Origin of the sequence: Myroides sp. C4067 (assembly GCF_038039665.1) — a bacterium.
GTDB classification, from domain to species: domain Bacteria; phylum Bacteroidota; class Bacteroidia; order Flavobacteriales; family Flavobacteriaceae; genus Flavobacterium; species Flavobacterium odoratimimum.
Genome location: NZ_JBBPHJ010000002.1, coordinates 192,151 through 218,441, shown reverse-complemented (window position 1 = coordinate 218,441; position 26,291 = coordinate 192,151). Strand labels below are relative to the sequence as shown.

Annotated in this window: 19 protein-coding genes and 1 other RNA gene; 5 read left to right on the top strand and 15 right to left on the bottom strand. The window is 34.2% G+C overall.

Features of this window, described 5'->3' with window-relative positions; all coding sequences use genetic code 11:
* The first annotated feature begins 59 nt into the window (after positions 1–59).
* Positions 60–1,469: a glycosyltransferase gene (locus AABL87_RS02225; RefSeq protein ID WP_006256740.1), complete on the top strand. Its 1,410-nt coding sequence runs from the start codon at positions 60–62 to the stop codon at positions 1,467–1,469.
* A gap of 159 nt (positions 1,470–1,628) precedes the next feature.
* On the opposite strand, the gene AABL87_RS02220 is transcribed toward AABL87_RS02225, so the two are convergent.
* The 7 genes from AABL87_RS02220 to ffs form a co-directional block, all read right to left on the bottom strand.
* A complete protein-coding gene (locus AABL87_RS02220) occupies positions 1,629–4,577 on the bottom strand; it encodes a S9 family peptidase (protein ID WP_341276891.1) in 2,949 nt (982 codons plus the stop codon).
* A gap of 59 nt (positions 4,578–4,636) precedes the next feature.
* On the bottom strand, positions 4,637–6,292 hold the full coding sequence (locus AABL87_RS02215; RefSeq protein WP_341276890.1) for a fatty acid--CoA ligase: 1,656 nt from the start codon (positions 6,290–6,292) through the stop codon (positions 4,637–4,639).
* A gap of 180 nt (positions 6,293–6,472) precedes the next feature.
* Positions 6,473–6,805, bottom strand: a complete 333-nt coding sequence (locus tag AABL87_RS02210) for a hypothetical protein (RefSeq protein ID WP_006256743.1) — start codon at positions 6,803–6,805, stop codon at positions 6,473–6,475.
* Positions 6,806–6,941: 136 nt separating this feature from the next.
* Positions 6,942–8,351: a sigma-54-dependent transcriptional regulator gene (locus AABL87_RS02205; RefSeq protein ID WP_006260828.1), complete on the bottom strand. Its 1,410-nt coding sequence runs from the start codon at positions 8,349–8,351 to the stop codon at positions 6,942–6,944.
* Positions 8,352–8,764: 413 nt separating this feature from the next.
* Entirely contained in the window at positions 8,765–11,074 is a 2,310-nt protein-coding gene (gene tamL, locus AABL87_RS02200) for a translocation and assembly module lipoprotein TamL (RefSeq protein WP_341276889.1), read from the bottom strand.
* The gene (locus AABL87_RS02195) at positions 11,055–16,133 is read right to left on the bottom strand and encodes a translocation/assembly module TamB domain-containing protein (protein WP_341276888.1); all 5,079 of its coding nucleotides are present in this window, start codon (positions 16,131–16,133) and stop codon (positions 11,055–11,057) included. Before AABL87_RS02195 ends, tamL begins: the two co-directional genes overlap by 20 nt.
* A gap of 120 nt (positions 16,134–16,253) precedes the next feature.
* Positions 16,254–16,352: signal recognition particle sRNA small type (gene ffs, locus AABL87_RS02190), an RNA gene on the bottom strand.
* 88 nt (positions 16,353–16,440) lie between these two features.
* Between ffs and AABL87_RS02185 the strand changes: the two genes are divergently transcribed.
* Entirely contained in the window at positions 16,441–17,538 is a 1,098-nt protein-coding gene (locus AABL87_RS02185; RefSeq protein ID WP_341276887.1) for a glutaminyl-peptide cyclotransferase, read from the top strand.
* A 199-nt stretch (positions 17,539–17,737) separates the two neighbouring features.
* Here AABL87_RS02185 and AABL87_RS02180 read toward each other — a convergent pair whose 3' ends face one another.
* The 4 genes from AABL87_RS02180 to AABL87_RS02165 form a co-directional block, all read right to left on the bottom strand.
* Entirely contained in the window at positions 17,738–18,727 is a 990-nt protein-coding gene (locus AABL87_RS02180; protein ID WP_006256749.1) for a DUF6985 domain-containing protein, read from the bottom strand.
* Positions 18,728–18,789: 62 nt separating this feature from the next.
* On the bottom strand, positions 18,790–19,464 hold the full coding sequence (locus AABL87_RS02175; protein WP_006256751.1) for a DUF2461 domain-containing protein: 675 nt from the start codon (positions 19,462–19,464) through the stop codon (positions 18,790–18,792).
* Positions 19,461–19,958: a DNA-deoxyinosine glycosylase gene (locus tag AABL87_RS02170; protein WP_341276886.1), complete on the bottom strand. Its 498-nt coding sequence runs from the start codon at positions 19,956–19,958 to the stop codon at positions 19,461–19,463. Before AABL87_RS02170 ends, AABL87_RS02175 begins: the two co-directional genes overlap by 4 nt.
* 659 nt (positions 19,959–20,617) lie before the next feature.
* Positions 20,618–21,439: a helix-turn-helix domain-containing protein gene (locus AABL87_RS02165; protein WP_341276885.1), complete on the bottom strand. Its 822-nt coding sequence runs from the start codon at positions 21,437–21,439 to the stop codon at positions 20,618–20,620.
* 121 nt (positions 21,440–21,560) lie between these two features.
* Between AABL87_RS02165 and AABL87_RS02160 the strand changes: the two genes are divergently transcribed.
* Complete coding sequence (locus AABL87_RS02160) at positions 21,561–22,484, top strand: GNAT family N-acetyltransferase (RefSeq protein ID WP_341276884.1); 924 nt, start codon at positions 21,561–21,563, stop codon at positions 22,482–22,484.
* 64 nt (positions 22,485–22,548) lie between these two features.
* Here AABL87_RS02160 and pdxY read toward each other — a convergent pair whose 3' ends face one another.
* The 4 genes from pdxY to AABL87_RS02140 all read right to left on the bottom strand — a co-directional run bounded on the left by pdxY (position 22,549) and on the right by AABL87_RS02140 (position 25,332).
* A complete protein-coding gene (pdxY, locus tag AABL87_RS02155; RefSeq protein ID WP_341276883.1) occupies positions 22,549–23,406 on the bottom strand; it encodes a pyridoxal kinase in 858 nt (285 codons plus the stop codon).
* Between the two features lie 195 nt (positions 23,407–23,601).
* The gene (locus AABL87_RS02150) at positions 23,602–24,669 is read right to left on the bottom strand and encodes an SDR family oxidoreductase (protein WP_341276882.1); all 1,068 of its coding nucleotides are present in this window, start codon (positions 24,667–24,669) and stop codon (positions 23,602–23,604) included.
* Positions 24,670–24,759: 90 nt separating this feature from the next.
* Positions 24,760–25,056, bottom strand: a complete 297-nt coding sequence (locus tag AABL87_RS02145; RefSeq protein WP_341276881.1) for a Crp/Fnr family transcriptional regulator — start codon at positions 25,054–25,056, stop codon at positions 24,760–24,762.
* Positions 25,057–25,065: 9 nt separating this feature from the next.
* The gene (locus AABL87_RS02140; RefSeq protein ID WP_341276880.1) at positions 25,066–25,332 is read right to left on the bottom strand and encodes a Crp/Fnr family transcriptional regulator; all 267 of its coding nucleotides are present in this window, start codon (positions 25,330–25,332) and stop codon (positions 25,066–25,068) included.
* An 82-nt stretch (positions 25,333–25,414) separates the two neighbouring features.
* On the opposite strand from AABL87_RS02140, the gene AABL87_RS02135 reads away from it, so the two are divergent.
* Both AABL87_RS02135 and AABL87_RS02130 read left to right on the top strand, forming a co-directional pair.
* Positions 25,415–25,789, top strand: a complete 375-nt coding sequence (locus AABL87_RS02135; RefSeq protein WP_131541090.1) for a hypothetical protein — start codon at positions 25,415–25,417, stop codon at positions 25,787–25,789.
* Between the two features lie 2 nt (positions 25,790–25,791).
* Entirely contained in the window at positions 25,792–26,280 is a 489-nt protein-coding gene (locus tag AABL87_RS02130) for a GNAT family N-acetyltransferase (protein WP_341276879.1), read from the top strand.
* Positions 26,281–26,291: the final 11 nt, after the last annotated feature.

Genomic DNA, 26,291 nt, shown 5'->3' with positions numbered 1-26,291 from the left:
TAAAAAATAAATTATAAAACAAACACGCAAATAGTATAACAATATTAAAAGATAAGGTTATGCAAAACGACAAAACGATTAATACGCCACAATCAATTCCTTTAGACAAACAAGAAGGAAAACCTTTAAAGACAAAATCATTATCTACAACTGATTATATCGTTTTAGGAGGTACCTTTTTACTAATGGGGGTAGGATTATTTTTAATTTACAAATTACAACCATACTTCGAGAGAATACGTTTCGAACAATTAAAATCATTTTGGGGTTCTACTGTAATTAACTTTGGACTTGTTCTATTTGTTTTACAAATGAGCTTCTTACTTTATATAGTATATCTTTATTTTAGATATAAACCTGTTGCTTCATTAAGTGATGAAGAATTACCAACATGTACTGTTATAGTTCCTGCTTATAATGAAGGACGTTTAGTATATGATACCCTACTTAGTTTAGCAAATGGTGATTATCCAGTAGAGAAATTAGAGATTATTTCTATAGATGATGGTAGTAAAGATGATACATGGAACTGGATGTTGAAAGCTAAAGCAGAATTAGGAGAAAGAGTATCTATCTTACAACAACCTAAAAACCAAGGAAAAAGACACGCGCTATACAGAGGTTTTAATATAGGTACAGGAGAGGTTTATATCACAGTAGATAGTGATTCTATTGTAAAAAAAGATACACTTAGAAACTTAGTTAGCCCATTCGTGTACAATGAGAAATGTGGTGCTGTAGGAGGAAATGTAAGAGTACTAAATACAGAGGATGGAGTTATTCCTAAAATGCTAAATGTAAGTTTTGTATTCAGTTTTGAATTCATTCGTTCTGCTCAGAGTGCTTTAGGATCAGTACTATGTACCCCAGGAGCATTAGCAGCATATCGAAGAGAAGCTGTAATGAACTGTTTAGAAGATTGGATCAACCAAACCTTCATGGGGCAACCTTCTGATATCGGTGAAGATAGAGCCATGACAAATATGATTCTAAAACAAGGATATCACGTACTATTCCAACGTAATGCTTATGTATTAACGAATACTCCTGAAGAGTATAGAACATTATACAAGATGTTTATTCGTTGGGAAAGAAGTAATGTTAGAGAAAACATTGCTATGAGTAAATTTGCTTTTAAGAAGTTTAGAGAGGGATCAACAATAGGTCCAAGAATTTTATTGCTAAACCAATGGTTAAGAGTACTAATGGCTTATCCTTTATTAATCTTAATGTTATTCTTCATAGCGACTAAACCATTAGTGTTTATCACTTCTGCTTTAGTAAGTATTTTTATCTTCTCGAGTATTCAAGTATTTTTCTACTCGAAAAGATATAGCGTAGCAGAGTCTTTCTGGGCGTATCCATATAGTATATTCTATACGTTTACTCTATTCTGGATTACTCCTTACGCTATCGCTACCGCTAACAAAAGAGGTTGGTTAACAAGAACATTACCTGCACAAAAATAGAGTAGTTGAATATATTGATTTAAGTAAAAAAGACAGCATGCACTTCGCTGTCTTTTTTCGTTTTACTTTATTCATTCTTTTCATTTTAGGAAAATTACTATAACAAAAGAACGGCTACTCTGTGCAGAATAGCCGTTCTTTTGTTCTTATCTATTTAGATTATTTTACCTGATCTTCTGTTAGATCAAATCCCCAATCTTTTCCTTTCATTGTAGCAGGAACTCCTTTTACCATCCAAACTGGTGCTTTACCATCTTTTAGGTAGTAATCGAAGAATTGTTGTTGACGTACTTGAATATCTTTTCTATTTTGACGTTTCATCAAGTTGTGCTCATCTCCATTATAGTTTAACATCCACGCTGGTTTTCCTAAACGTCTTAATGCCATAAACATTTCGATACCTTGATACCATGGCACTGCCCCATCGTTATCATTATGCATAATCACCACTGGTGTTTTTACATATGGCATTCTAAATAATGGTGAGTTTTCAATATATAAGTCATGTCCTTCCCAAAGTGTTTTTCCTATTCTACTTTGTGTTTTTTCGTATTGAAATTGGCGGCTCATACCACTTTGCCAACGGATCCCTCCATAAGCTGATGTCATATTCGCTACTGGAGCTCCTGACCATGCAGCTGCGTACATATCTGTTACTGTAATTAAATGAGCAACTTGGTATCCTCCCCAACTTTGTCCTTGGATAGCAATTTTATCAGCATTAACCCATTTATTTTGTTTTAAATACTCTACTCCTGAATTGATATATTCTTCTGCTGACTTACCTGGATGTCCATCTACATAACTAACATCTGGAGTAAACACTAAATAACCATTACTTACAAAATATGAAATATTTAAACGAGATGGTGTTGGTGCTGGAGCTTCATATCGATGCAAGTTATCAGATAACTTCTCATAGAAGTATACAATCATTGGATACTTTTTATTTGCATCAAAATCTTCAGGTTTGAATAACACTCCTGTTGACTCATACCCTTTAGGCGTAGTCCAATGTACTAACTCTGCAGTACCCCAATTGTACTCTTTTTGTTGTTGATTAATATCACTTAATTGAGTAACGGATACTAAATCATTGGTAACATAAAGATTCATTGACTCTGTAAAAGAACCTTTTAAATAACCATATACATTAGCATCCTTCGCTTTAAACAAAGAACTATAACCACTATATGGTTGCATTAATATTTCTTTAGGTGCTTTTGTACTTTTTATTTCTGTAGTAAAGAATCCTGCATCTTTTGTTTGTTCATTGAATGCTGCTAAGATTACTTGTTCATTTCTGTTGAATGAACGCTTTTCATCATCTAACTTTAATACATCAAAAGCAATATTATTCTTACGTCCATATCCATTAGTAACCATTCTAGGAGCTTTATTACTATTCAAATAAAATTCCCAAATATCAAAACGGTCTCTAATTAAAACAGACTCGTCGTTATCTGTCCATGCTTGGATCCCATAAGAAGAAGCATTGTCAGGCATATCAAAAGTCTCATCTGCAAAAGATACAGTTAAACCTTTATTTAAATGTTTTGTAATATTTGATTTCACATCATAAGCATACCAATTACCTTCTTCACTGTTATAGTATACCACAGCAGTCCCTTTTGGTGATATACGAGCTGAACCTGGTAAGTCAGCAACTACCTCTACTTCTTTACCTGTATTTACATCTACAATGTAGTAAGAAGAAACTCCTGAGATATTCCACTGTCTTTCTACTCTTCGTCCAAAGTCTGAAGAATTAAACACAATATTAGCATTTCCTTCGTCTACTAATTGGCTTCCATTGATTTTTTCATCAGCTAAAGCAATAAGTTTACTCCTATCTTTAAGGTTAATAGTAGCTAAAAAACTTCTCTTTAAGTCCTTATCTAGATTCACCAATTGTTGAGGTTGAATATAGTCTTCATTATAATGCCAAATATCTACTACTGCATGATCTTCTGCTATAAGTGTAGTGTCTTTAGCAATAGGTTGTGGTGCAATACCTAAATACAATCTTCCTCCATTCTTACTAAAACGAGGTTTGTTATTTTCTGAAACAACCCAATCTTTAGGCATTCCTTTTGTTGTATTAGATGCTAATACAGTAGCGCCTGTCACAAGATTAGTATAGTATAAGTCATATTTCTTTACTAATACCTTCTCATCATCATTCGTTCCAATAAATACTAATTGTTTACCATTGTCATCAAAAGAGAACTGAGAATACTTACCTGTCCCTTCTAAAATTGTTTTGACTGTTTTTGTTTTCAAATCAACTACAAATACTCCGAAAGGTCCTTTTGCTTTCTCTTCTTTAGTAGTTTTTTCTTTTGTATCTGCTACTTCCTTAGTTTCTTCAGTCTTAGTCTCGTCCTTTTTATCGTCCTTTTTCTTTGCATTAGGATCCTTTGTAACAAAAACTAAATATTGCCCTAGATCATCAAAGTAATAATCTGTTACATTCTCATAAGAAATTTTTTCTCCTGTTACTAAGTTCTCAAATACCAATTCTAAAGGAGCATCTTTGTCCGCTTTTTTAGCAGGTTTCTTTACCTCTTTTTTGTCTTTTGACTTTGCAGTATCTTTAGCTGGCTCTAATAAATATGCTAGGTAATCTCCTTTCTTTTCTGGTACTTTAAAAGACTTAATATCCGATTTCTTTACTAAAGCTCCTGTCTTTAAATTATATATTCCTAAAGAATCTTTTGCTATCTCATCCTCTTTTTTCTTCTTCGTTCTTACTGCCTTTAAATCAGCGTAAGTAGGTCGAATAGAAAAAACAGAGAAGTTAGATGTTCCTGTAAATACAGGTTTCTCCCCTCTTGGAACTACAAGTTTTTTAGTTTTTTTCGTTGTCTCTATATATAGAGTTTTGTCACCTTCCTGTGGATTCACTTGATATAAGATCCAGTCTCCATTATTAGAAAAAGTTTTTGTTCCAATAGATTGCCATCCATCATAAACAGTATGATCTAAAGGCTTTTTTTGTGCTTGGGTCGTCAAACTCCCCAAAACAAAAAGACCTAACCCTAACTGTTTCCAGAAATAACTAGGATTAGATCTTTTTGTTGGTTTTGTTGTTGGTGTTAATTTCATATTACGTTAGTTAATTTACGGCTTGGAAGTTACCGCAAATTTCGTACTTGACCAAACAACTATCTTAATTGGTTTAACTCATGTAATTCTCTTATACGTTTCTTACTGATTTTACCTACACTTGTTTTAGGTATATCATCTACAAAGACAAAGCGATCTGGAATAGCCCATTTATTGATAACTTGCTTATCAACATACTTTTGCATATGTTCTACTAAGTCTTTCTCCACAATCTCAACTCCCACTTTTGCTACAACTAATGCGAAAGGACGTTCACCCCATTTATCATCAGGAATTCCGATGACTGCAGTATCTATCACACCTGGATAGCTACTTATCATCTCTTCTAACGCAAGTGAAGACATCCATTCACCTCCTGTTTTAATCACATCTTTAGAACGATCCACTATTTTCACATCATTATTCTCATCAATCCAAGCTATATCGCCTGTATGCAAATACCCTCCGTCCCACAGTTCCTCACTCTTCTTTTTATCTTTATAATATCCCATGGTAAGATAAGGAGCCCTTACTACGATTTCCCCTAATGTTTTACCATCTTTAGGTACTTCTACTCCTTCCTCATCTACTACTTTTAAATCTACTAACAATGCAGCTCTACCTGTCCTTGTTCTAATCTCTAATTGAGACTCTAGATTATTTTGAATAGTCTCTAAAGATAAATAAGAAGTCGTTAATAATGGACAGGTTTCGGACATTCCATACCCTGTTACTACTGATATACCTCTTTCAATTGCTCTTCTTGCTAGTGGTTTACTCAATGCCGATCCCCCTATTAATACACTCCAATTTGAAAAGTCAATATCACTAGCAGCAGGACTAGTCAATAACATATTTAATATCGTAGGCACACAATGTGATATCGTAGGCTTCTCTTTTCTAAAGATTTCTAAGAAACTCTGTGGTTCAAATCTACCAACATACACTTGTTTTAAACTTAATGCTGTCGCTACATAAGGAAGCCCCCAAGCATGCACATGGAACATTGGCGTTAAAGGTAAATACACATCTTTTGAGGTAATTTTAAACCCTTCATTCATCAGAGATAATACACTCATCTCTACCATCGTATGTAGCACTAACTGACGATGAGTGAAATATACTGCTTTAGGGTCTCCTGTTGTACCTGTTGTATAGAATAAAGTAGCTACTGCTTCCTCAGAAAAACCAGGAAAATTATACTCTTTCGAAGAAGAATTAACTAAGTCATCAAAGTATCCTTTTATATCTAAAACCGTCTTAACTTCATTAGTATGATCGCGAATAATGATAATCTGCTTTACAGTAGTCATTTTATCCTTGATCGATTCTACTATTGGTACAAAATCCTCATGCACAACTAATACCTCATCCTCTGCATGATTAATGGTATAAAGCATTTGTTCTGGCGCTAAACGCCAATTAATCGTATGCAATACATTCCCTGAAATAGGAACTGCAAAATAATTCATTAAGTAGCGATGACTATCATAATCTATAACGCCTACAACACTCCCTCCTTCTAAACCTAATTCTCGATATACATTACACAACTGCTTCACTCTACTATACAGTTCATAATAATCAAAGCGCTCTTGGTTCTTATAAACGATTTCATGTTTAGGATTCACACGAAGTGAATTCTCTAGCAAGTCTTTTATCAATAGTTGATAGGCATGAGCATTACTTGCTGATTCTATTGTTTTTATTTTCATTTGATTGTTTTTTAGTTGGTTTACTACAATATAGTAAAAAGTTTCAAAACTCACCCTACCAATCAATTACGAATCTTATATGATAATAAAAATAGATTATCCTAACCTGGAAACTAAACATAAAAAAAGCCTGTGAACATTTCTATCCTCAGGCTTTTAAAATTATATCATAGATCTCTCTTAGCTTCTCAGTGATGCAATGAATTCTTCAACATCAGCATCAAACGTTGTTTCTTGAATTAATTCAAGAGATAAGGTTGTCATCTTTTTAAAATGTGTTTTAGAGAAACTTCTTCCTCCAAAACTCTCTTTACAAAAATCTCCTATAATACCAAACACTCCGTTTACCTCTTCTAAAGTAACTTCTTTCTGATCTGCATATCTCCCTCTTAATACAGCAGCTCCTACATAAGCTCCAATCTTCACGACCAAGTCTGTATTTAGAATTTCCTTTTTATCAGCTAAATAAAATAACTCATCTAAATTATGATGTATTAGCGTTTTTATATCCATATTCTATACTTCTCTTATTTAAGCAAAGGTAAAAAGAAAAGTAGAGATATACTTAAACTTTAAGCATATCTCTACTTTATATTAACCCTATCATTCAATAAAAAAAGTGTTGAATTATCTTCAACACCTTTAAATTTTATAATTCAATATTATACAATTTCATTTTATTGTACAATGTTTTTCTATCGATTCCCAATACCTGTGCAGCCTTAGTTTTATTAAACTTAACTTTTTCTAATGCAGTACGAATAGCCTGTTCTTCATTTCTAGAAGAGAACAACTTGAGATCATCCTCTGTTGTCTCATTTGTTGTATTTGCTTTAATCACTTCTGATTTTGGCACGAGAATCTCTTGTGGTAGTACATCTTTTTCTATAATCTCTCCACGGGTTAAAAGAACTGATCTTTTGATGATATTCTTCATCTCTCTTAAGTTTCCTGGCCAATCATAAGTTAAAAAGATACACTCTACCTCAGAAGAGAATTTCTTTACTTTTTTCTCAAGTTCAATATTAGACTCGTTTAAGAAATGCATCGCAAACATCAATATATCTGCACCTCTATCCGCTAATCTAGGAGCTACAATACCAAACTCATTTAAGCGATGATATAAATCCTCTCTAAATTCTCCTTCTCTTACAGCCTTTGGCAAATCCTCATTAGTTGCAGCGATAACTCTGATATCTACATCTATTTCATTACTACTTCCCACAGGTTTTACTTTGCGTTCTTGAAGCGCTCTTAATAGTTGTACCTGTACCTCATAAGATAAGTTACCTACCTCATCTAGGAATATAGTTCCTCCATTAGCAGCCTCAAAGTGTCCTACCTTATCGGTAACAGCTCCTGTAAAAGACCCCTTAATATGTCCAAAAAACTCACTAGAAGCCAAATCCTTAGGGATTGCACCACAATCTACTGCAATATATGGTTTATCCTTACGCTTGCTTTTTAAGTGAATAGAATGTGCTATATTTTCTTTACCTGTACCACTATCACCTATAATCAAAACAGACATATTAGTAGGTGCTACTAGATCAATGTATTCATGTAATTGTTTAGACACATTACTTTCGCCTCTTACATACTCTACCTCTTCCACTTGCTCTTCTGCATTCTCTACATCTTTTACTACAGTAGATTTAGTTTTTGATTTTAAAGGCTCACCACTTTCCACACTTGCTTTTCTTTCGAGAGCTTGTTTGATTGTCAACAGTATCTCATCTGGGTTTATTGGCTTTGCTACATAATCGAATGCTCCTAACTTCATTGCATTCACAGCTGTTTTAATTTCAGTATATCCTGTCATTAAAATAACTTGTGAAGTTCTACATTTTGATTTTATATATTTAAGTAATTCTAAACCATTACTATCAGGTAGTCTAACATCTGTAAGGACAATATCATAGCACTCTTCATCAATACACTGTTCTGCTTCTGTACTACTAAATGCATTCGAAACTATATACCCTTTTTTAGATAAAAAAGTTTTTAGCATTTCGCAGAAAGGAACATCATCATCTATAACCAGAATCTTGTGACTCATATTTTTATTTTTTATGTGCTTCTTGCAAATTTATACTTTTTATTATTCATTCCCAATTACGATATAAAATTAACCTATATAAACAGCAAAAGGGAGCCTAAGCTCCCTGTTCACCTGAAGATTTCTCTTCTTCACCTTACTAACGATCTAACTTGTTATCTCTCGATAACATAACTTTTAAATAAACACTTAAATTTTCTTTTTCAAAAGCAGGAAGTTTTTCAACTTCTTTACTTTTTTTATAACACCTTACTGTAATAGTATATATACAAAACCATGCCAAACCTAATAGGCATAAGACCTATTCATATATCTATTTTATATTCAACACATTATGCGAATTAAAAAAAAACTCCCCAACTTTCCACAATAGGAAAAGATGGGGAGTTTTTTGTGTATTGTTTCCACACATATTAGAAAGGATACCCAATAGCGAAGTTAAACATTAGGTTATCTTTTCGCCATCTACTACTTCCAAAATTGATATCATCTATTACCCAGCGTTCACCTGATGCATGATATGGTACGCGCAATGGAAATGCAAAATCAAAACGAAGAACTAAGAATGTAACATCAAATCGCAATCCTGCTCCTGCTCCAATTGCTAACTCATTTAAAAAGTCACCACTGAACTTACCTCCAGGTCGATCTGATACATCGTTTAGATTCCAGATATTCCCAGCATCAACAAACAATGCACCATGTACAATACTAAATAGTTTTTTTCGGTACTCTAAGTTCATTTCTAACAACATATCTCCCGATTGATCTGGTATAAATTTAGCATTGTTAATCTCTGGATTGAATGAACCTGGTCCTAAAGTACGTGCTCTAAACGCTCTAATACTATTTGACCCTCCTACATAAAACTGCTTTGTATAAGGCATTTGTTTAGAATTTCCATAAGCTATCCCTATACCTGCGTGTATTCTACTCACTAACTGTGAAGTTTTACTTAGTCTTAGGTAATGTCTAAAGTCGTGTTCTGTTTTTATATATTGACTAAATGGAACACCTATCAAACTTTTTTCCTTATCCTTATCCACATTAGCCCCCATTAATAATCCTGTGATATTAGCAGACAGATCTAATCCTCCACGATAGTATATTGTCCCTTTTTTAAATTTCTTACTAGTATTTGTATAAGTATAGGTATAAGTAGGACCAAAGGTCAGCTGCTTATCTAATACTCTCTCCAGCGACGGATTACCAGCTGCATACTCCTTATAGTAATCTGTGACATGCCCAGGTTTTACATAGTTAATATCAAATACTTTCAAATCATGCTCTCTAAAAGCACTCTCTTTCCAGAGATATCCCCAAGAAGCTTTAAAAGACTGCAATGAATACAATTGGCTACGTTCCAAATATTCTCCCCCAAGAATAGCACGTGTCTTAGGGATATAAGCACTAGTCGATTGTAGATTAAATGGAGATATAATCTTAGGCCAAGTCAGACTAGTTTCAAGACCTACCTTATATACATTATACCCATTATTAGCCGATGACATTTGGAAATCTGCCCCACCATAAGCAGACACAGAGAACACCTCAGCTCCTTTCATAAAGTTCTTATTGCTCCAGTTCAAGTTTAACTCTGCTCCATTATAACTAGCTGAGTTCATCTTCCCTAACAACTCAAGTCTAATAGCCTTAGGATTATCAGGAGTTAAGAAGTAATAAGCGTTTAATTTATGATTTAAACTATCTGATATCTCGAACTGATTCTTCACAAACTTAAAAACACCTAAACTCACTAACCTATTTAAAGATAAGTTATGATCATTTCTGTTATAGGTATCTCCATGTTTTAAGTGAATCGCTCTATCATAAATAGACGATTTAAACTTTCCTTTAGGATCTACTATTTTAAAATCTTTATATACTTGTGCTGAGTCAAGAGCCTGCATATAGTTCGTATCAGACAGCACATAATCAGAAAATATATAAATATTATCTATCGTATAAGGCTCTAATGCTAACTTAGGTGTATTCTCTTTAATCTTTAAAGCTAAGTCGACCTGATGATGTCCTACACTACTATCTACCTGCACTAATAAGTTATCTGCACTGAAATAATAATATCCTTTATTTTTTAAATAATTATCAAATCTAGTACGTTCATCTTTAATAACATCTAAGTCATAAGCTCTTCCTTTTTTCAATCTTGTATAGGGCATCGCTTTAGACAGCTCTTGTTTGATACCTGTAGAATCCTTTGCAAAGGTAAACTCACGTATTTTATATTGCTCACCAGGGATTACCGTATACTCTGCTCCTTTCTTCTTATCACTTGGTTGAAGTGTATCATAAGTCACATCTACATTGAAGTACCCTTGATTCTCTAATCGATTAGATAGAATAGCCTTATTGTTCTCCATATCTACTTGATCGAATAATACAGGTGGTTCACCTAACTTGTTTCGCATCCATCGACGCACTTTATTACTTTTTTCTGGATCCCCTGCTAGGTTATAAAAAAACAATTTAGGATGCATACCTAACAGTGTCGCATTAGGAATAGGACGTAGCAAACCATGGAGTTCTTCATTCATCTCAGACTTTTGAGACTTAGATAATGAATCACTGTTAATCACTATTTTTCCTCCAGAATACAGATACTCATCTTCTGCCAAATGACGAGTTGTGTTACATGAGAATATAAATAATAGTCCAAGACATCCCGCTAATCCATTATATATTTTACTCTGCTTTAGCTTCATCTCTTAATTGCTTTTTTAATTGTCTTTTATCTTTACTACGTTCAAATAATTCGCGGAATCTCTCATAACTCATCGTTATTATAAACCCGACTCCTGTCTCTACGATTTGTCCTTGAAGAGCTACTTCATAGCGGTTCTTTCTATACACTTTCATTAAGTATCTACCATCTTTTGACAAGGCATATTCTAATTCAATATCTCCTGCTATGTTAGCTGCCTGTTCATTCTGACGGGCATTTCCTTCTACTTCGAAACTACTTCCTACTGTTACTTTTAGTCGATCAGAGAATAAGCGTTTTGACACTGCTACATTTAAATCTGTTCTATTCTCTTTACTTCCTGAAGAATAATCTTCTGATGATTCTAAGTTAAAGTTAAGTTCTACACCTGCGATTAAGTTACCTGCTAAGTTATTCAATTGATCTGATAGTAATCTACTCACACTCTGTCTAGCCATAGACCCTGCACTCATTCCTCCTGCGCTACTCTCAAATGGATTCTCACCGATAAACCTTTTTAATAACAACAACGCAAATACTTGCTTATTTAGTTCAGACTCATTCTGTCTTAACTGTTCTAACTTCGTCTTTGTATTGCTTAGCACATCTCCAGATACACTTGTAATTCCTTCTTTTAACTGTACATCAAAAGATATTTCAGGCTTCAGTAATTCGCCTTCCATCTTTAATAATGCTTGGAATGGTATCTTCTGCTTATACATATTTTGTTGTGTAGGAGATAGACTGCTTAGCTGATTTCCTAATAGATCTATTGGAGCTGTCTTCGTCTCATAGATTGCCGTTAAGTGAAGGTTAGCGTCTGTAGGATCACCTGCCCAGATAATATAACTTCCTTTCTGAATTTCGAATTTTCTCTTCATCATGTTAAATGACAAATCATAAGAACCTTGAGAGAACTCATATCTTCCAGACAATGTTACTTTACCAGACGGATCAATCCCTCCAACTAAATCTGCTTCTCCTTTTAAGATAATTTTATCTCCACTTGACTTATCCATAATCATCGTAAAACTAGCCTCTTTATCTACTTTAATCGAAACAGAAACATCTAGTCCTTTCAACGCTGAGTTGTTAAAATCCTCTTCATACTTCTGCATTTCAGCCAATTGTAAGCTGTGCTGATCTACGAACTCCACAATACCTTCTCTATCTGCTATACTAGGATCTTCTTGTGGTAATACAAATGAGAAATCGGTTTTCTTACCTATCTCAATACCTCCAGTAACAACAGGCTTGTTTAAATCTCCTTTGATCTTTATATCACTGTCAAAAACCAATTTACCATAATACATCTCATTATCTTTAGATGTAGAGTTCACTGCTTTAAAATCAACTGCCTTAATACTCAGATTAAAAGCAAAATCTTGATATGACTTAGTAAGTACCTGACCATCTACCACTAATAGATTTCCATCTGTATCTGTGATACTAAACTTATCTAATTCTATCCCTCTGTTTGTAAAAGAAATCTTTTCGTTAATCTTTCTAAAATCAGCATTTAAATCATTCACATGGAATCCAACATCATTAAAGTTCATAGCTCCTAATATTTTAGGATCTGTAAACTTGCCGCCTATTTTTAGATTACCTGAGAAAAAGCCTTCTGCCTTAGACAACTGATCTTTTGCAAAATACTCTATCGCTGCCATTTGGAACTTAGCCAAGTTCACATTCATATCCATCTCCTGAGTATCAGCATCAGCCCATCCGTCTATAGATATCTTATTCTCACCTCCTTGTAAAGTAATATCAGTTATAAACTTACTCGCACTCTCATTCTTCACTCCTACGTGTAAGTCACCTAACCCTATCTCCATCACCTGTAACTTAGAAATGTCAATATCTGATATAAATCTAAAGTCTGTAGCTAAATCTTTTAAATACACCTCACCGTCAATAAATCCACTAGCCAACAGAACATCTTTCTTAACCATCTTAGTCAACATCTCAATACTAAAATCATTAAACAATATTCTCATTGGACTATTGGCTACTTCGTCCTTAGACTCAATAACTAAAGCACTATCCTCATGTGATAATTTAAAGTCCTTCACATAAAACCCTTCCGGTTTTAATACAAATCTATTCTCTGGTTTGACTACCCACTTTTGATAATCTAGTATAAAACCATCTGGATATAATCTTGCTATCATATCTCCATTCTCAGCACGAACATCTCCAGCGATAAGATAACACACAGCATCTAATTTATCCTTTAAGCTCAGATTATAACTAATCGTATTATCTTTTATTCCCCCTTCTAATGATACTCTTCTAAGCGCCACACTAGCATTCGCCACTCTTTCTACAGACAGCCCATAAGTTAATGCTTCATTGACAGGTTTTAATTCTAAGGCAATATTATTAATCTCATTTTCTCCGTAGATTACTAAGGGTATCAAGCCTTTTAAACTGATATAATCAGTACTCGCATCATACTTACCTGACACCTCTATTGGTTTTAATTCTTTTAGATCAGGTACCACAGAGTGAATAACCGAACTCTCCTTAACCAAGAGTTTATACGTAAAGTAGTTTTTATCTTGCTCCTTTTCCTCTGCTCCATTTTGTTCAGTTACAGTCTTTGTAGCAATTTCTTTTTTAGGCTCTTCTATTGCATAATAGACATCTATTGTCTTCATTAATTCATCTGCTAGTTGAGTGATTTTATACTCTCCTTGCATATTGAAGTCTATTAGTTCAGAAGTCAGTCCTAATGATCTATGAGTATCCTTACTCGTCGCAACGATCTCTATTGGTTGTAGATTATATGCCCTAGAAGCAGACATATAGGACAGTCCTTTTAAAGACACTGTACCATCCAGATCATCAGGCATAATATTAGCTAGTTTCCCTTCTATCGTTCCTTTAAAACTAGCCGGAGCTTCTTCTATACTTAATTTATATAAATCAATATTTTTAAAATCAGCCAATAAGTCTAAGCTAATTCCCTTATCTGTCCACAGCCCACTAGCATCTAATGCAAAGTTTAGATTAGGATCATTGTTAATAGAATGAACAGTATATTTCCCATCCTCAATGGCTCCATCTACTTCAATATTGTTATAACTATACCCGCTATACTCTGCTTTTAAAACATTGATATTTCCTTTTGCGTTTATATTCTTTGGGTCTAGCCCTATCCCACTTACAGAAGCAGACATCGATAGTGTACCAATAGAGTCATTCTTTAAGATTTGACCTAATTTTAGTTCATTGATATTGGCTATTAAAGAATACTTCTCTTTTCCTTTTATGCGTTGATCGAAGAACGCTTTTACATCTGCATTACCTGAAGTCGTTTTAAGGGCTAATTGAGACTGTATCGCCTTCATCCCTCCCTTTACATTACCTGATAGTGATAAGTGCGAAGGAATCTCTATATTCGTTGGCAACACGCCTTTTGGAGCGATACTAAAGATATCCTTAGCAGAAGTCTGAAATTTATTCAGTTTTAAATCTACTATCGCTTTTTCAGGAGTAGTTGCTCCTTTTACATTTCCAACCACATTGATCGTTGTAGATTGTAATCCAGTTAGTAAAAACTGTTCGATAGACAAATCGCCTACTATACCTTTTGCTTTAATATCTACCGCTAAATCTTTATTCGTTAAACTTGTTAACCCTGCCTCTTCAAAAACAGTAGGCATAGCTAGATATACGTCTCTTAATCCTAAATGAGATTCTTTTATTAACACATCCACAGAAGTATCCTCTAGATGCTCTGACAGCTTATTCACATCTTTATAATTCAATGTTACATTAGCATTGAATTTAGAATTAGGAGTTTCTAAAATGAAGTCTTTAATGAAAGTAGTTTGATCCCCGTATAGAAAATAAGTTTTGAACTTATCTAATTGCAATCCACTCTTTTCTTTAAAAGAAAAACCTTCTAAATTTCCTCTGATCACATTAGGCGAAAACTGAAAATCTTTTAAATCAAAGTTAATATCTGTAAATGCAATATGATTAGGGTCTAACCCAAAGGTCAATGCCTTAACGTTATCGTTGTCAAACTTGACATCAATAGAGTTAAGGGCAAACTCCTTTATCCCTAGCTTCCATGGAGCAGATTCATCCACTACAGGAGCAGTCTCCTCTTCTGTTACGGGTGGTGTTGCCTTAATCGTTGTAGGAAATAAATGAACAACAGCCTTAGTATCATCTAGACGGATCTCTTTTAAATCAATCTGTTGATTCTTTAAATCAATTTGCTCAAATGTAGTTTTAAAAGCTCCTAATGCAAGATTAGCATATAACTTGCTCTCCTTATCCTCAAAGACGATATTACTATCTGTCCACTCTATAGTACCTAAATCTACTATAGGCATCACAGAAGTATTTGACTCTTCCTCTATCGGCTCTACCACTAACTGTGCTGCCTCAATAGAAGCCTGAGAAGGCAATTCTTTTTTATAATTTAAGTCTATTCCTGCGATCGCAATCTTAGGAATAGCAAATTTCATCTGCTCTAAATCAAATTGTTTAAAACGCGTAATAAATCTCTTTAACCCAAATGAGACGTGATGACCATCATAATCATCATTATACTTCACCTGGATATCGCTAAGGCTTATCTCACCTACATCTATAGCCATAGAGCTACTGTCCTCTTTATCCTCCTCTTCCTCTGAAGCGAAGGCTTCGATGATATAATCAAAGTTAAAGCGTCCTAGACTATCGCGTTTAACATCTGTCTTTAGTCCATCTAACTGAACACTATTGACATTGACAGAGCTCTTCAGGAGGGCAAATAAGCTAATATCTACACCTAGATAATTAGTATATAACAAAGTATCCTTCTGTTGAGACTCAACATAAAGGTTCTTAACTACTATTTTTTTAGGAAAGGCAATCTCTATCCTATCTAAGGACACAGGGGTACCTATCTTATCCTGTACAAAGGTGATTGCAAAATCCTTCACCTTATTCTGGACAGCAGGTATCTGTATCGCAACGATAAGAAGTAGTAATATTAGAAATAAACTAAGTAAGAACCAGCCCAGTACCTTACCTATTTTAATTGTTATCTTCTTCAAAACAAATTTTTTATACAAAAATAACAAAAATCGTACCTCTCCAACAATGATATTCAAAGGAAAAGGAAAAAACTTTAGGGCAAAAAAAATCTCCAACACGGAGATCTACAATTAAGAAAAAAATGGCAAGCTACCTACATCGCACCGCTACAACCTCGGACCTTTGCTGCGTTCCCACCCTGGAGGATTAAGAGGGAGCTGGTCGTGTAGGACTTGCCACTGCAAATATACAACGGTTTTTTATTTTTCCAAGCTTTTTCAACTATTCGCATTAGATTTGTATATTGTATCAAATTAAAAAATGACAATGAAAAAATATAACATTCTAGTTCCGTTAGCATTAGGAGTAGCTTTTATAAGCTGTTCAAACAAAAAAAATTTAGAAAAAAATGTTTTATCTATTGATACTACTCATCTAAAACAGCTATATAAGGGAAATGAAGACATAAAACTGAGTCTAAAAACTACCGAAAATGCGCAAGTAGACTCTGTAATTTATTACTTCAACGACAAAAAAGTAGGTGCTTCTATCAAAAACGAGGTGTTAAATCTAAACTTAGGTGAACAAAAGTTAGGTAAAACAACGATTAAAGCTGTTGCTTATGCTGAGAATTCGAATAAAGAATTCACTACGAATATAGAAATAACAGCTCCTAAAGAACCTGCTTTTTACAGCTATAAATTAGTAAACACTTATCCTCATGATCAAGAAGCCTATACACAAGGTCTAGAATTCTACAATGGTATTTTATACGAAAGTACGGGGAATGGCGAAGGTGGAGGAACAACGAACACGGGAAGAGGAACAGGTAAGAAAGGAATCTCTAGTGTACGCCAAGTAGATTATAAAACGGGTAAAATCATCAAGATTCACAAACAACCAATGGAGATCTTCGGTGAGGGGTGTACTATCTTAAATGGTAAACTATACCAACTAACTTATCAAAACAATGAAGCTTATGTATTCAATGCAGAAACATTAGCACAGGAGAAAACACTTCCTTATTTTCAGAAGATGGAAGGATGGGGACTTACGAATGATGGTAAGCACCTGTATATGACATCAGGTTCTGAGTTTATCTATAAACTAGATCCAGAAACATTTAAAGAAATAGACAGAGTAAGCGTATATACAGATAAGAATGTTATACCTCTAGCTAATGAATTAGAATGGGTAGATGGTAAGATATATGCTAACTTCTATGGACAGAATGCAGTAGCAGTAATCAATCCTCAAACAGGAGCAATCGAAGCTGTTATAGACTTCAACGAATTACTAAACCTAACTACATATCACGAAGACAGAGATGTAATGAACGGTATCGCTTATAACCCACAAACTAAGACATTCTTCCTAACAGGTAAAAACTGGGACAAAATGTTCGAAGTACAGATTATTAAATAATTTAGGGAACTGAATAAAGGGAACAGAGAACTGGAAACAGAAAACTGGGAACTGGAAACTGGGAACAGGGAACCATAAACTGAAAACAGAAAACAGAGAACTGGAAACAGAAAACTGGAAACAGAAAACTGGAAACAGGGAACCATAAACTGAAAACAAAAAATGCTGACCATGGTCAGCATTTTTTATTATATGAATTTTATTCTTCTTCCCAATAATCACTACCAAAGCCAATCCTAAGAAAATCTAATTGTTCATTATATATAAAGTGAATTCCATGTTCTTCCTCCCAATAACAATCATTATAGTGAATAAAAACAAGTTGTTCATTGGCGTTTAATACTATTCTTACACTATTAGGTGGCGCAACTAATTGCCATAATAATTCTCTATTCACATTAGCTTTTTCTAATACAAAATCCTTTTCATACTCCTCATTATAGTCTTGCCAAGCTACATTAAAAGATTCCTCCAAAGCGCTCATAACAGCTACATAAATCTCATTTTTATTCTTCTGCTCATATTTCTTTATACAATTTATTATTCTCGCCTCCATCCCTTCTCTTGCAAATAATCCTTCTTGTATGGAGATACGACACCCTCGACGAATTCCCCATACTAATGAAGATATAAAACGAGTACTTACCCATTCATAAACATCTTCACTAAAATAAAATTCTAAATCTAAATCGAGTGACTTATACTCCGTCTTTATAGGAGTTCTACTGTCATTTAAGTCTCGTGAAACCCAATTTCCATCTACAGTAAACAGTACTGATAAATGGGTATCAAAGCCTGAAACATCAAATTTAATAGACCATTCTTCTACATCTTCATCCAATAAAACGATAATTTCCACATCTAAACAATCCCAAAGTTGCTGAGGAGATATACCCTCTACTGGTGTAGTGTAAATATATTTTTGTTTATCAAAAGCATACCCCTTCTTTAGTATTAATTGATGATATAAGTAGGTAGTAAACCTTTCAAAATCAACCTTCCATTGTTTAGAAAGAACTTGTTCAACAAATAAATCTACTTGGCTAATTAACTGATTGTTTTCACTTAAGAAATAGTTATCCAAAATAACATCAATAAAAATGCTATCTGCTATTTGTAGTTTATTCTCAAACTTCCAACTTGCAAACTGAATAGGAATCAAATTCCCCAAATACTTAGAATACGTCATATACTATTGATTAATATGATAGACTAAACGGTTTCACAAAAAAACACCTTAACAAAAATCCTCTACTCATACAGACTCACCCCATTCACATCAGTAGTCAGTACATCTGACATATAGTCAAACAATGATCTCATCGCTATAAATGTCTTGATTACTTCCTCTTTAAAATTAGGTGCTAATACCTCTTTATCGGTGAACGAACGCATCACGAGATACTGTTTCTTGCGCAATAAGTCAATAGCGGGATGCTCCTTGTCAAATCCCTTAGGAGCTGTCTTTAGTTCCTCCCCTTGTAATTCTCCAAAATACTGTTGGAATTGCTCCTCTGCTATAATCTCACGAAGTTCACTATCGTCCATAGCGATCTCCTTGCGGATACGCAATAAATCTTCCTTATTAGGCTCCCAAAAGCCACCTCCTACAAAACTTCTACCTGGCTCTATATTCACATAGTATCCTCCTCTAAGCATCGGTTTAGTACGTCCTAAATGCAGTCCAAAATAAGTTTTATAAGGTGTCTTGTCCTTCGAGAAGCGTACATCTCTATAGATGCGATGTACGTGTAATAGGTCTATACTATCATGCTGTAACATCTCATCGTGTACTACTTTAAAGAAAGCCTTCACCTCAGCGAATAATTTATCGAACTCTGGCTTATGATCTGCAAACCAAGGTTTATTATTATTCTGACTTAACGTCACTAAGAAATCTATATGTTCTTTTTTTAACTGTTTCATACTTTATTTTTTAATTCTTGCCAATGAGCCGCTTTCTCTTGAAAACTCATTCTTGCATTTGCTCCACTCGGCGAAGGTAAAGTTAGTAAAGATACTCCCTCTATCTGCCCTATGTATTTATCGAAATATTGTCTTGCCTTTTGACTAGAGAAGACGATTGTACGGATATTGGGATATTCTATCAGTAATCCCTTGATATCGTTAGCTTCTTCTGCTGTGATATCACTGTCTAAGCTACTCTTGCGTTCACAAGACTGCAAGACATCCCATAAGGCTATCCCCTTTCGCTGAAGCAAATCGAGCTTATCCTTATACACATCACTATACTCTTCTCGAAAAACACTAAATAATATCTTCCAAAACACATTCTGCTTATTGCCGTAATACTCCTGAAAGTCTAACGATTTAATACTCGGCATCGTACCCAATATCAACACTTTAGCCTCATCAAACACCACAGGTTTAAAAGAATGTATTCTACTCACTTCACTCATATCCCAAAGATATTAATTTTTATCTCAACGAAATAACTATCAATTCTTTACTGCCTATTTTGCTATAATTTAGAACAACTTCCTAAACTTCATTTTATTTAAAAATTGTTTTAGAGCTCACTCCCTATTTTTGATAAGCCCAGTATTCCTTCTACAACAAAACATTAAAAAAAGCATTTCATTTTTTTTATTTTTCACTAAAAAAGCGTTCTAAAAACGGCTTTAAAATATTTTATATACTCACTTTTTTTCAAAAACACCCTAAAAACAGCTTCTATCACATCAATATTTTAAAAAAGAGGTATATTTTTTTTGCATATAAAAATAATTAAAACACTATATATCAACACATTAAACCAAAACAACATCAAATCTATGAAAACATAAAACAGCTCTTAACCCTAGTGAATACAGACCTTCATTTGATTTCCTTCGACAATACAAGGACAATAACCCGAGAATGGTGGACTAGAAAGGTTATTTGTCCAAGAAATATTCTTTTACTCTCCTCCTATTCTCCTCTGATCTGCTGCAAAAATTCACTAAAGATTCTACTTCAAATAAAATTGAATTAACCCCATATAAAAAGTAAATTGTCTCAAGAGCATTTCTAAATTCACTCCTAAAAGAATGAATATACTTCCCTCTAAACTGAGTGCTTATAGATGTGCTTGTCTATACGCCAAAGGAGATAGACCTGTAGATTTTTTAAAATAACGACAGAAACTTGTCGCATCTAAGAAGTGAAGCTCATCAGCTATTGTGTAGATAGGTTTATCCGTTGCGATAAGGTAAGACTGCGCTTGAGTGAGTACTAGCTCATTAATAATCGCAGACACTGTCTTGCCCGTCTGCCTGCGTACCAAAGTCGTTAGATACTTAGGAGTGAGCTTTAGTTGATCAGCGTAGAACTGTATTGTGCGCTCAGTTAAATAATGCTGATGAACCAAATTATACAGTCTAAAAACAGTTGTTTCTTTCTTCGAACTTGGCTTCAACTTTACCTCATCTTGTTCATAAAATCGGTTAATATGAGCGATTAAAGAATACAGTAAATACTTCATCGCATCAGGATAAAACACAGATGCATCTGTACTGCGATTGGCCAACAACAACTGATAGTAATCTATAAACACTTTTTGATCTCCCTCATTCAGATGAATAATAGGGTGTCTCACCAACTCGTTTAAAAACTGATAGTTAGTAGGTAGAATAAGATCCTTAATACTATCCAGATCAAACAGCACACATAGATACTTCCCCTTGTTTTCTGTAGTAGGAATAGAGAACAAACGCTGTGGAAATACCGTCAATAGAGAACCTACAGAGAACATCTCTGTTTGGTTGTCAACTTTGAGCTCATTACTTCCCTCCATACAATAAGACAACAATATTCCTTTCTCTCTATATGCGGTAGTAGAGAATAAAGAAGGAATAATACGATCCGATGTTATAATCTGAATAGGGAAATGCTGACTCATCACACAGTAGTTAATAAGTCAAAGTTAACAATAAAAACAACTTATTGCACATTTATAAAACAATACTGTCAATAGATAAACGAGGTCTTATTCAGAACTTTGCAGCAAATAAAAAAGAAATATGATCAGTAAATCAGTAATTATAAAAGATACATCTTATACCTTATATATCAACTATCAAGATGATGAACAAAAACGAAAAGAGTTCAATAGAATGTGTCAGGAGGTATGGGAGTTCGACTTCGAAGGATATTACCAATCGGGGTATTGGGGAGAGGATTGTATCGTGTATTCTTTATTCCAAGAAGATAAAATAGTCGCACATACGACTTTAAGCCTATTCGAAATAACGAAGGATAATAAAACGTATAGAGCAGGACAATTAGGTACCGTGATGACAGACTCTGCCTATCAAAACAAAGGTTTATCAAGGTTCTTATTAGAATATATAGAAGCAGAATATAAAGACATCGTAACAGGTTACTTTTTGTTTGCAAATGATACAGTATTGGACTTCTACCCAAAATTTGGATATGTGCCTGTAGAAGAGTATCAAGCAACACTAAAGGTGAAAGCAAAACCTTCTAGTCTATCGAGTTTAGAGAAATTAGATTTAGATAACCCTACATCGCTTGCTCTATTTGAGGAATATGTCAAAAATGGATATACCTATAATAGGCTAAATACTAAAAATGTAGGGTTGGCTTTCTTTTATTGTTATGCTAATTTAGATTTTGGTTTTAAAAACTCTATATATTACAGCAGAGCCTTGGATACCATTATCATCTATGAACAAGAAGAAAGTGAACTGACAATCTATTCTATTTATCAAAGAGATCACGATGCCAAACAACTCGATGCGATAATAGATGCATGCTGTACAGAAGAGACACAGACTGTCTATTTTGCGTTTAGCCCTGAGATAGCACATGCTACTTATAGCCTATATAAAGAAGATGACGATATCACACTGATGGTGACAAAAGAGCTAATAGACTTATTCTCTGACCAGAAGACTATGGTAGCTTCGCTATCACATACATAAATACTAAATAGTTAGGGATAAATAAGAAAGGCAGTACGATTGTATTTCGTATTGCCTTTTTGTTTTATTTATACTTTACTGCCAGTACATCTTGTGCTTGTAGGATAGCCATAGCATTCATCTCTTTCAATCCATGCTCATGAACATATCTCAATACTTCAGACAAGAAGTTCATACTAGTCTGTATAGCTACTTCTATGGTACGCCCCTTCGTCAGCTGTGCAGCAAGTGTACCTGTGAATAAATCTCCCGTTCCTACTACTTCTACAGGTATATTATCAGCATAAAAATGAGTCAACTTACCTTCATTAATCAAGATGACTTCTACTTGATGATTAATATTCTCTTTCATTTCGGCTGTAGTCAAAACAATGGTTTTAGAAGACAATACCTCATCTGTCTGTACTGCTTCTAGTAGTTCTTGCTCATTCGTTATACGTTTGCCTAAAAGGTATTCTAATTCGAAGTGATTAGGAGTCAAGATATCACTTAGCGCTAATAATCGTTCTTTAGAATAATCTGCCTGCTCTTTAGGTATATACAACCCATCTGTACGCGTATCTCCAAACACTGGATCATAGATATAGGTGATGGTATGCTGTGCTTTTAATTGCTTAATGAACTGCGCTGTTGCATCTATTATCTCTTTGCTCTTTAAGTATCCACTTACTACATACTGCGTAAGTTGTGCTGTGTTAATTTCTAATACTCCACGAGCCAGCTTTTCGAATAATTCTTTAGGTACAGCCTCTCCATAATAAACAGGCTTATCTGTGTGACTTGATAAAAGAATGGTAGGCATCGCTACACAATTAATTCCGTGAAGCTGTATAGCAAAACTAGCTGAGTTATTCCCCACATACCCAGTAGAGACAGTACTCTGTATGGATATAATATGAGGTTCTATTGTGTTATTTGTCATGATAATGAAATGAGAAAACACTTCTATACTCTTGTCTATTTACTTCCATAAGACAAGGAAAATATACATCTGTGCTTCTTAAATTATTTTTGACAAAAATACAACTATAATCAGCAAGCGAGATAGTCCAGTTTAAAGAAAATTGATTAAAATAACACCAATAAAAAAGCAGACTGAAATCTGCTTAATTCTATCCTATGGTATAAGACGTTCTACTTTTAATTGTTCGAATAGTTCAGTGAAAGAGTCTTTTGTTGGTTTAAAAGTTGTAAAGCCTAACTTCCTACTCTTAGACATATCAGTAATGACTTCTATAGGACGACCTAAATCTGCGTCTGTATGCCATGGAGAGACTAATGTATCAAGATCCATTGCTTGTAGTTTATGCTTCGCTATAATAGTCTGCCATACCTCACTCTTCTGTAACAAGGTTGCTTCTAATGGTCTGATAGTATCCTTATACCCTTCAAAAGGTATGTCAAAATAATTAGCTATTTCTTCCCATAGCCACTTCCATCTAAACACATCTCCATTGGTAACATTGAAGGCTTGATTCTTAGCTGTAGCAGTAGTGGATGCCCATACTAACTGTTTTGCTAATACGCTTACATCTGTTACATCTGATACCCCATTCCACTGTGCTTCTGATCCTGGCCAAACCATAGGAAGTCCTTCTTCCTTACATATACTCGCATACACAGCAAGTGTAATTCCCATATTCATCAGATTACCTACTGCATGCCCTATCAAAGTATGAGGTCTATGTATACTCCAAGTAAAACCGTCTCGCTCAGATGCTTTATACACTTCATCTTCTTGAGCATAATAGAAATTCTCTAATTCTAATCGAGGGTGTTCTTCTCTAACAGGGGTAATAGGTAAGATACCTGACTTCACATAAGATTCAAAGGGGCCTAAATAATGTTTTAATCCAGTTACTAAGGCTACATGCTTTACGCTCTGTTTAGAAGATAATACATCTAGTAAATTCCTAACTAAAGTAGCATTGATAATAATATTCTCTGCCTCTGTATCCTTACGCATCCAGGTGGTAAAGTAAACATGGGTAGGAGCTATATCTTGTAAGGCTATAGCTAAACCTTCTCTATCTAATAAGTCTGCAGCAATGGGAATGACTCCGTCTACAATTCCTTTTGGATTTCTTGCTAATCCATATACTGTCCAATCTTGAGCGATAAGTTCTTTTGCTAGATTACTACCAGCAATACCACTAACGCCTACTACTAATGCTTTATTCTTCATGATTCATTTCTTTGAAGACAAAGCTAAAGCAAGTAAAATAGCTGTGCATTGACCTAAGATAAGTCAATCCCTTGATCTAGATCAAGTAGATTACTTCATTTTTTTCTTAATACGGCTAACTGTTTCTGGAGTTAGACCTAAATAAGAAGCCAAAAGATGCTGTGGAATACGGTTGACTAAGTCTGGATAACAAGTAATGATTTGCGCATATTTCTCCTCTGCATTATAGGCTATATTACTCAATATACGTCTATCTTTATTCGCTAAGCTACGTTCATAAAGTATTCTAAAGTAGTTACTCATCACAGGCATATCTATCACTATTCTATCATAGTCTTCCTTACTTATAAGCAGTAATTCTACTTCTTCTAAAGCATCAATGTTCAATACTCCTTTTTAACCAGTAAAGAAACTATAAGAATCTGCCATCCACCAGCCTTCCCAACCAATGAAGTTAATATTCTCTACTCCTTTTTCGTCTATCACATAAGACTTCAGTACTCCTTTCGCAACAAAAGCCATGTGCTTACACACGTCTCCTTCTTGCAATAAGTATTGCTTTCTCCTTAGTTTTTTAACTGTAAAATAATCTTCTAAACGAACCGTTTCTTCTGTGGTCAAGTGTACTTTTTCTTGAATGTGTTGAATTAATAGGTCAAACATAATAAGTCATATAACATCATATCAACAAAATTAAGTTTTTTAAAACTGCTTTTGATTACCTTTAGCTATTCATTATAACATTATGCCGATTGTATCTCAACAAAATTTACTTATTCCTTATCCACAAAAAGTAGCACTCTCTATACAGTTTGACTATGCTATCGTGGATATACATAACAGTTTTGATTACTTAGAGGAATTATGGGAAGACATTGTGACTACTATATCTAATGCTATTACAGACAGTGGAATTACTATATTAGAAGGCACTACCGATATTAATGATAACTATACGATTATTGCCTATAATTTAGTAATATTGGCTGTTCCTCCCTATATAGACTTTACCTTTATTTATAACGATTTGTATGATGTCGACTTACCTAGTTCATTTCTAATAAGTACTCCTAATTATTACAACAAGGAGATAAAAGACATTTTACTACAAACAAAATAACGATGATAAAACCAATTGATATTACCGACTTACCCCAGACTTTACATGTATTAGAAGAAGTAAAACAACATATGCTCAGCCAAGGTATTGATCAATGGGATGAATCTTATCCTAATAAAGATATTATCTCTAATGACATTCAAAAGAAGCAAGCTTATATCTATACAGAAAACGAACAGATCTTAGCCTATATGGTCTTAAACGAAGAATATGATGTAGAGTATAATGATCTTCGTTGGACTAGTCCTACTCCATTTATTGTTATCCATAGATTATTTGTCAGTCCTAAAGCACAAGGTAAAGGGATATCTAGTAAGATGATTCTATTCGCAGAACAATACGCCAAAGACAATAACTATGCATCTATTCACTTTGATGCATATACACTAAATACTACTGCTAATGCGGTTTACACTAAAAAAGGTTATCAATTAGTAGGTACAGTTCAGTTTAGAAAAGGGGTGTTTAATTGTTATGAGAAAGAGGTGTGATATATAAAAGT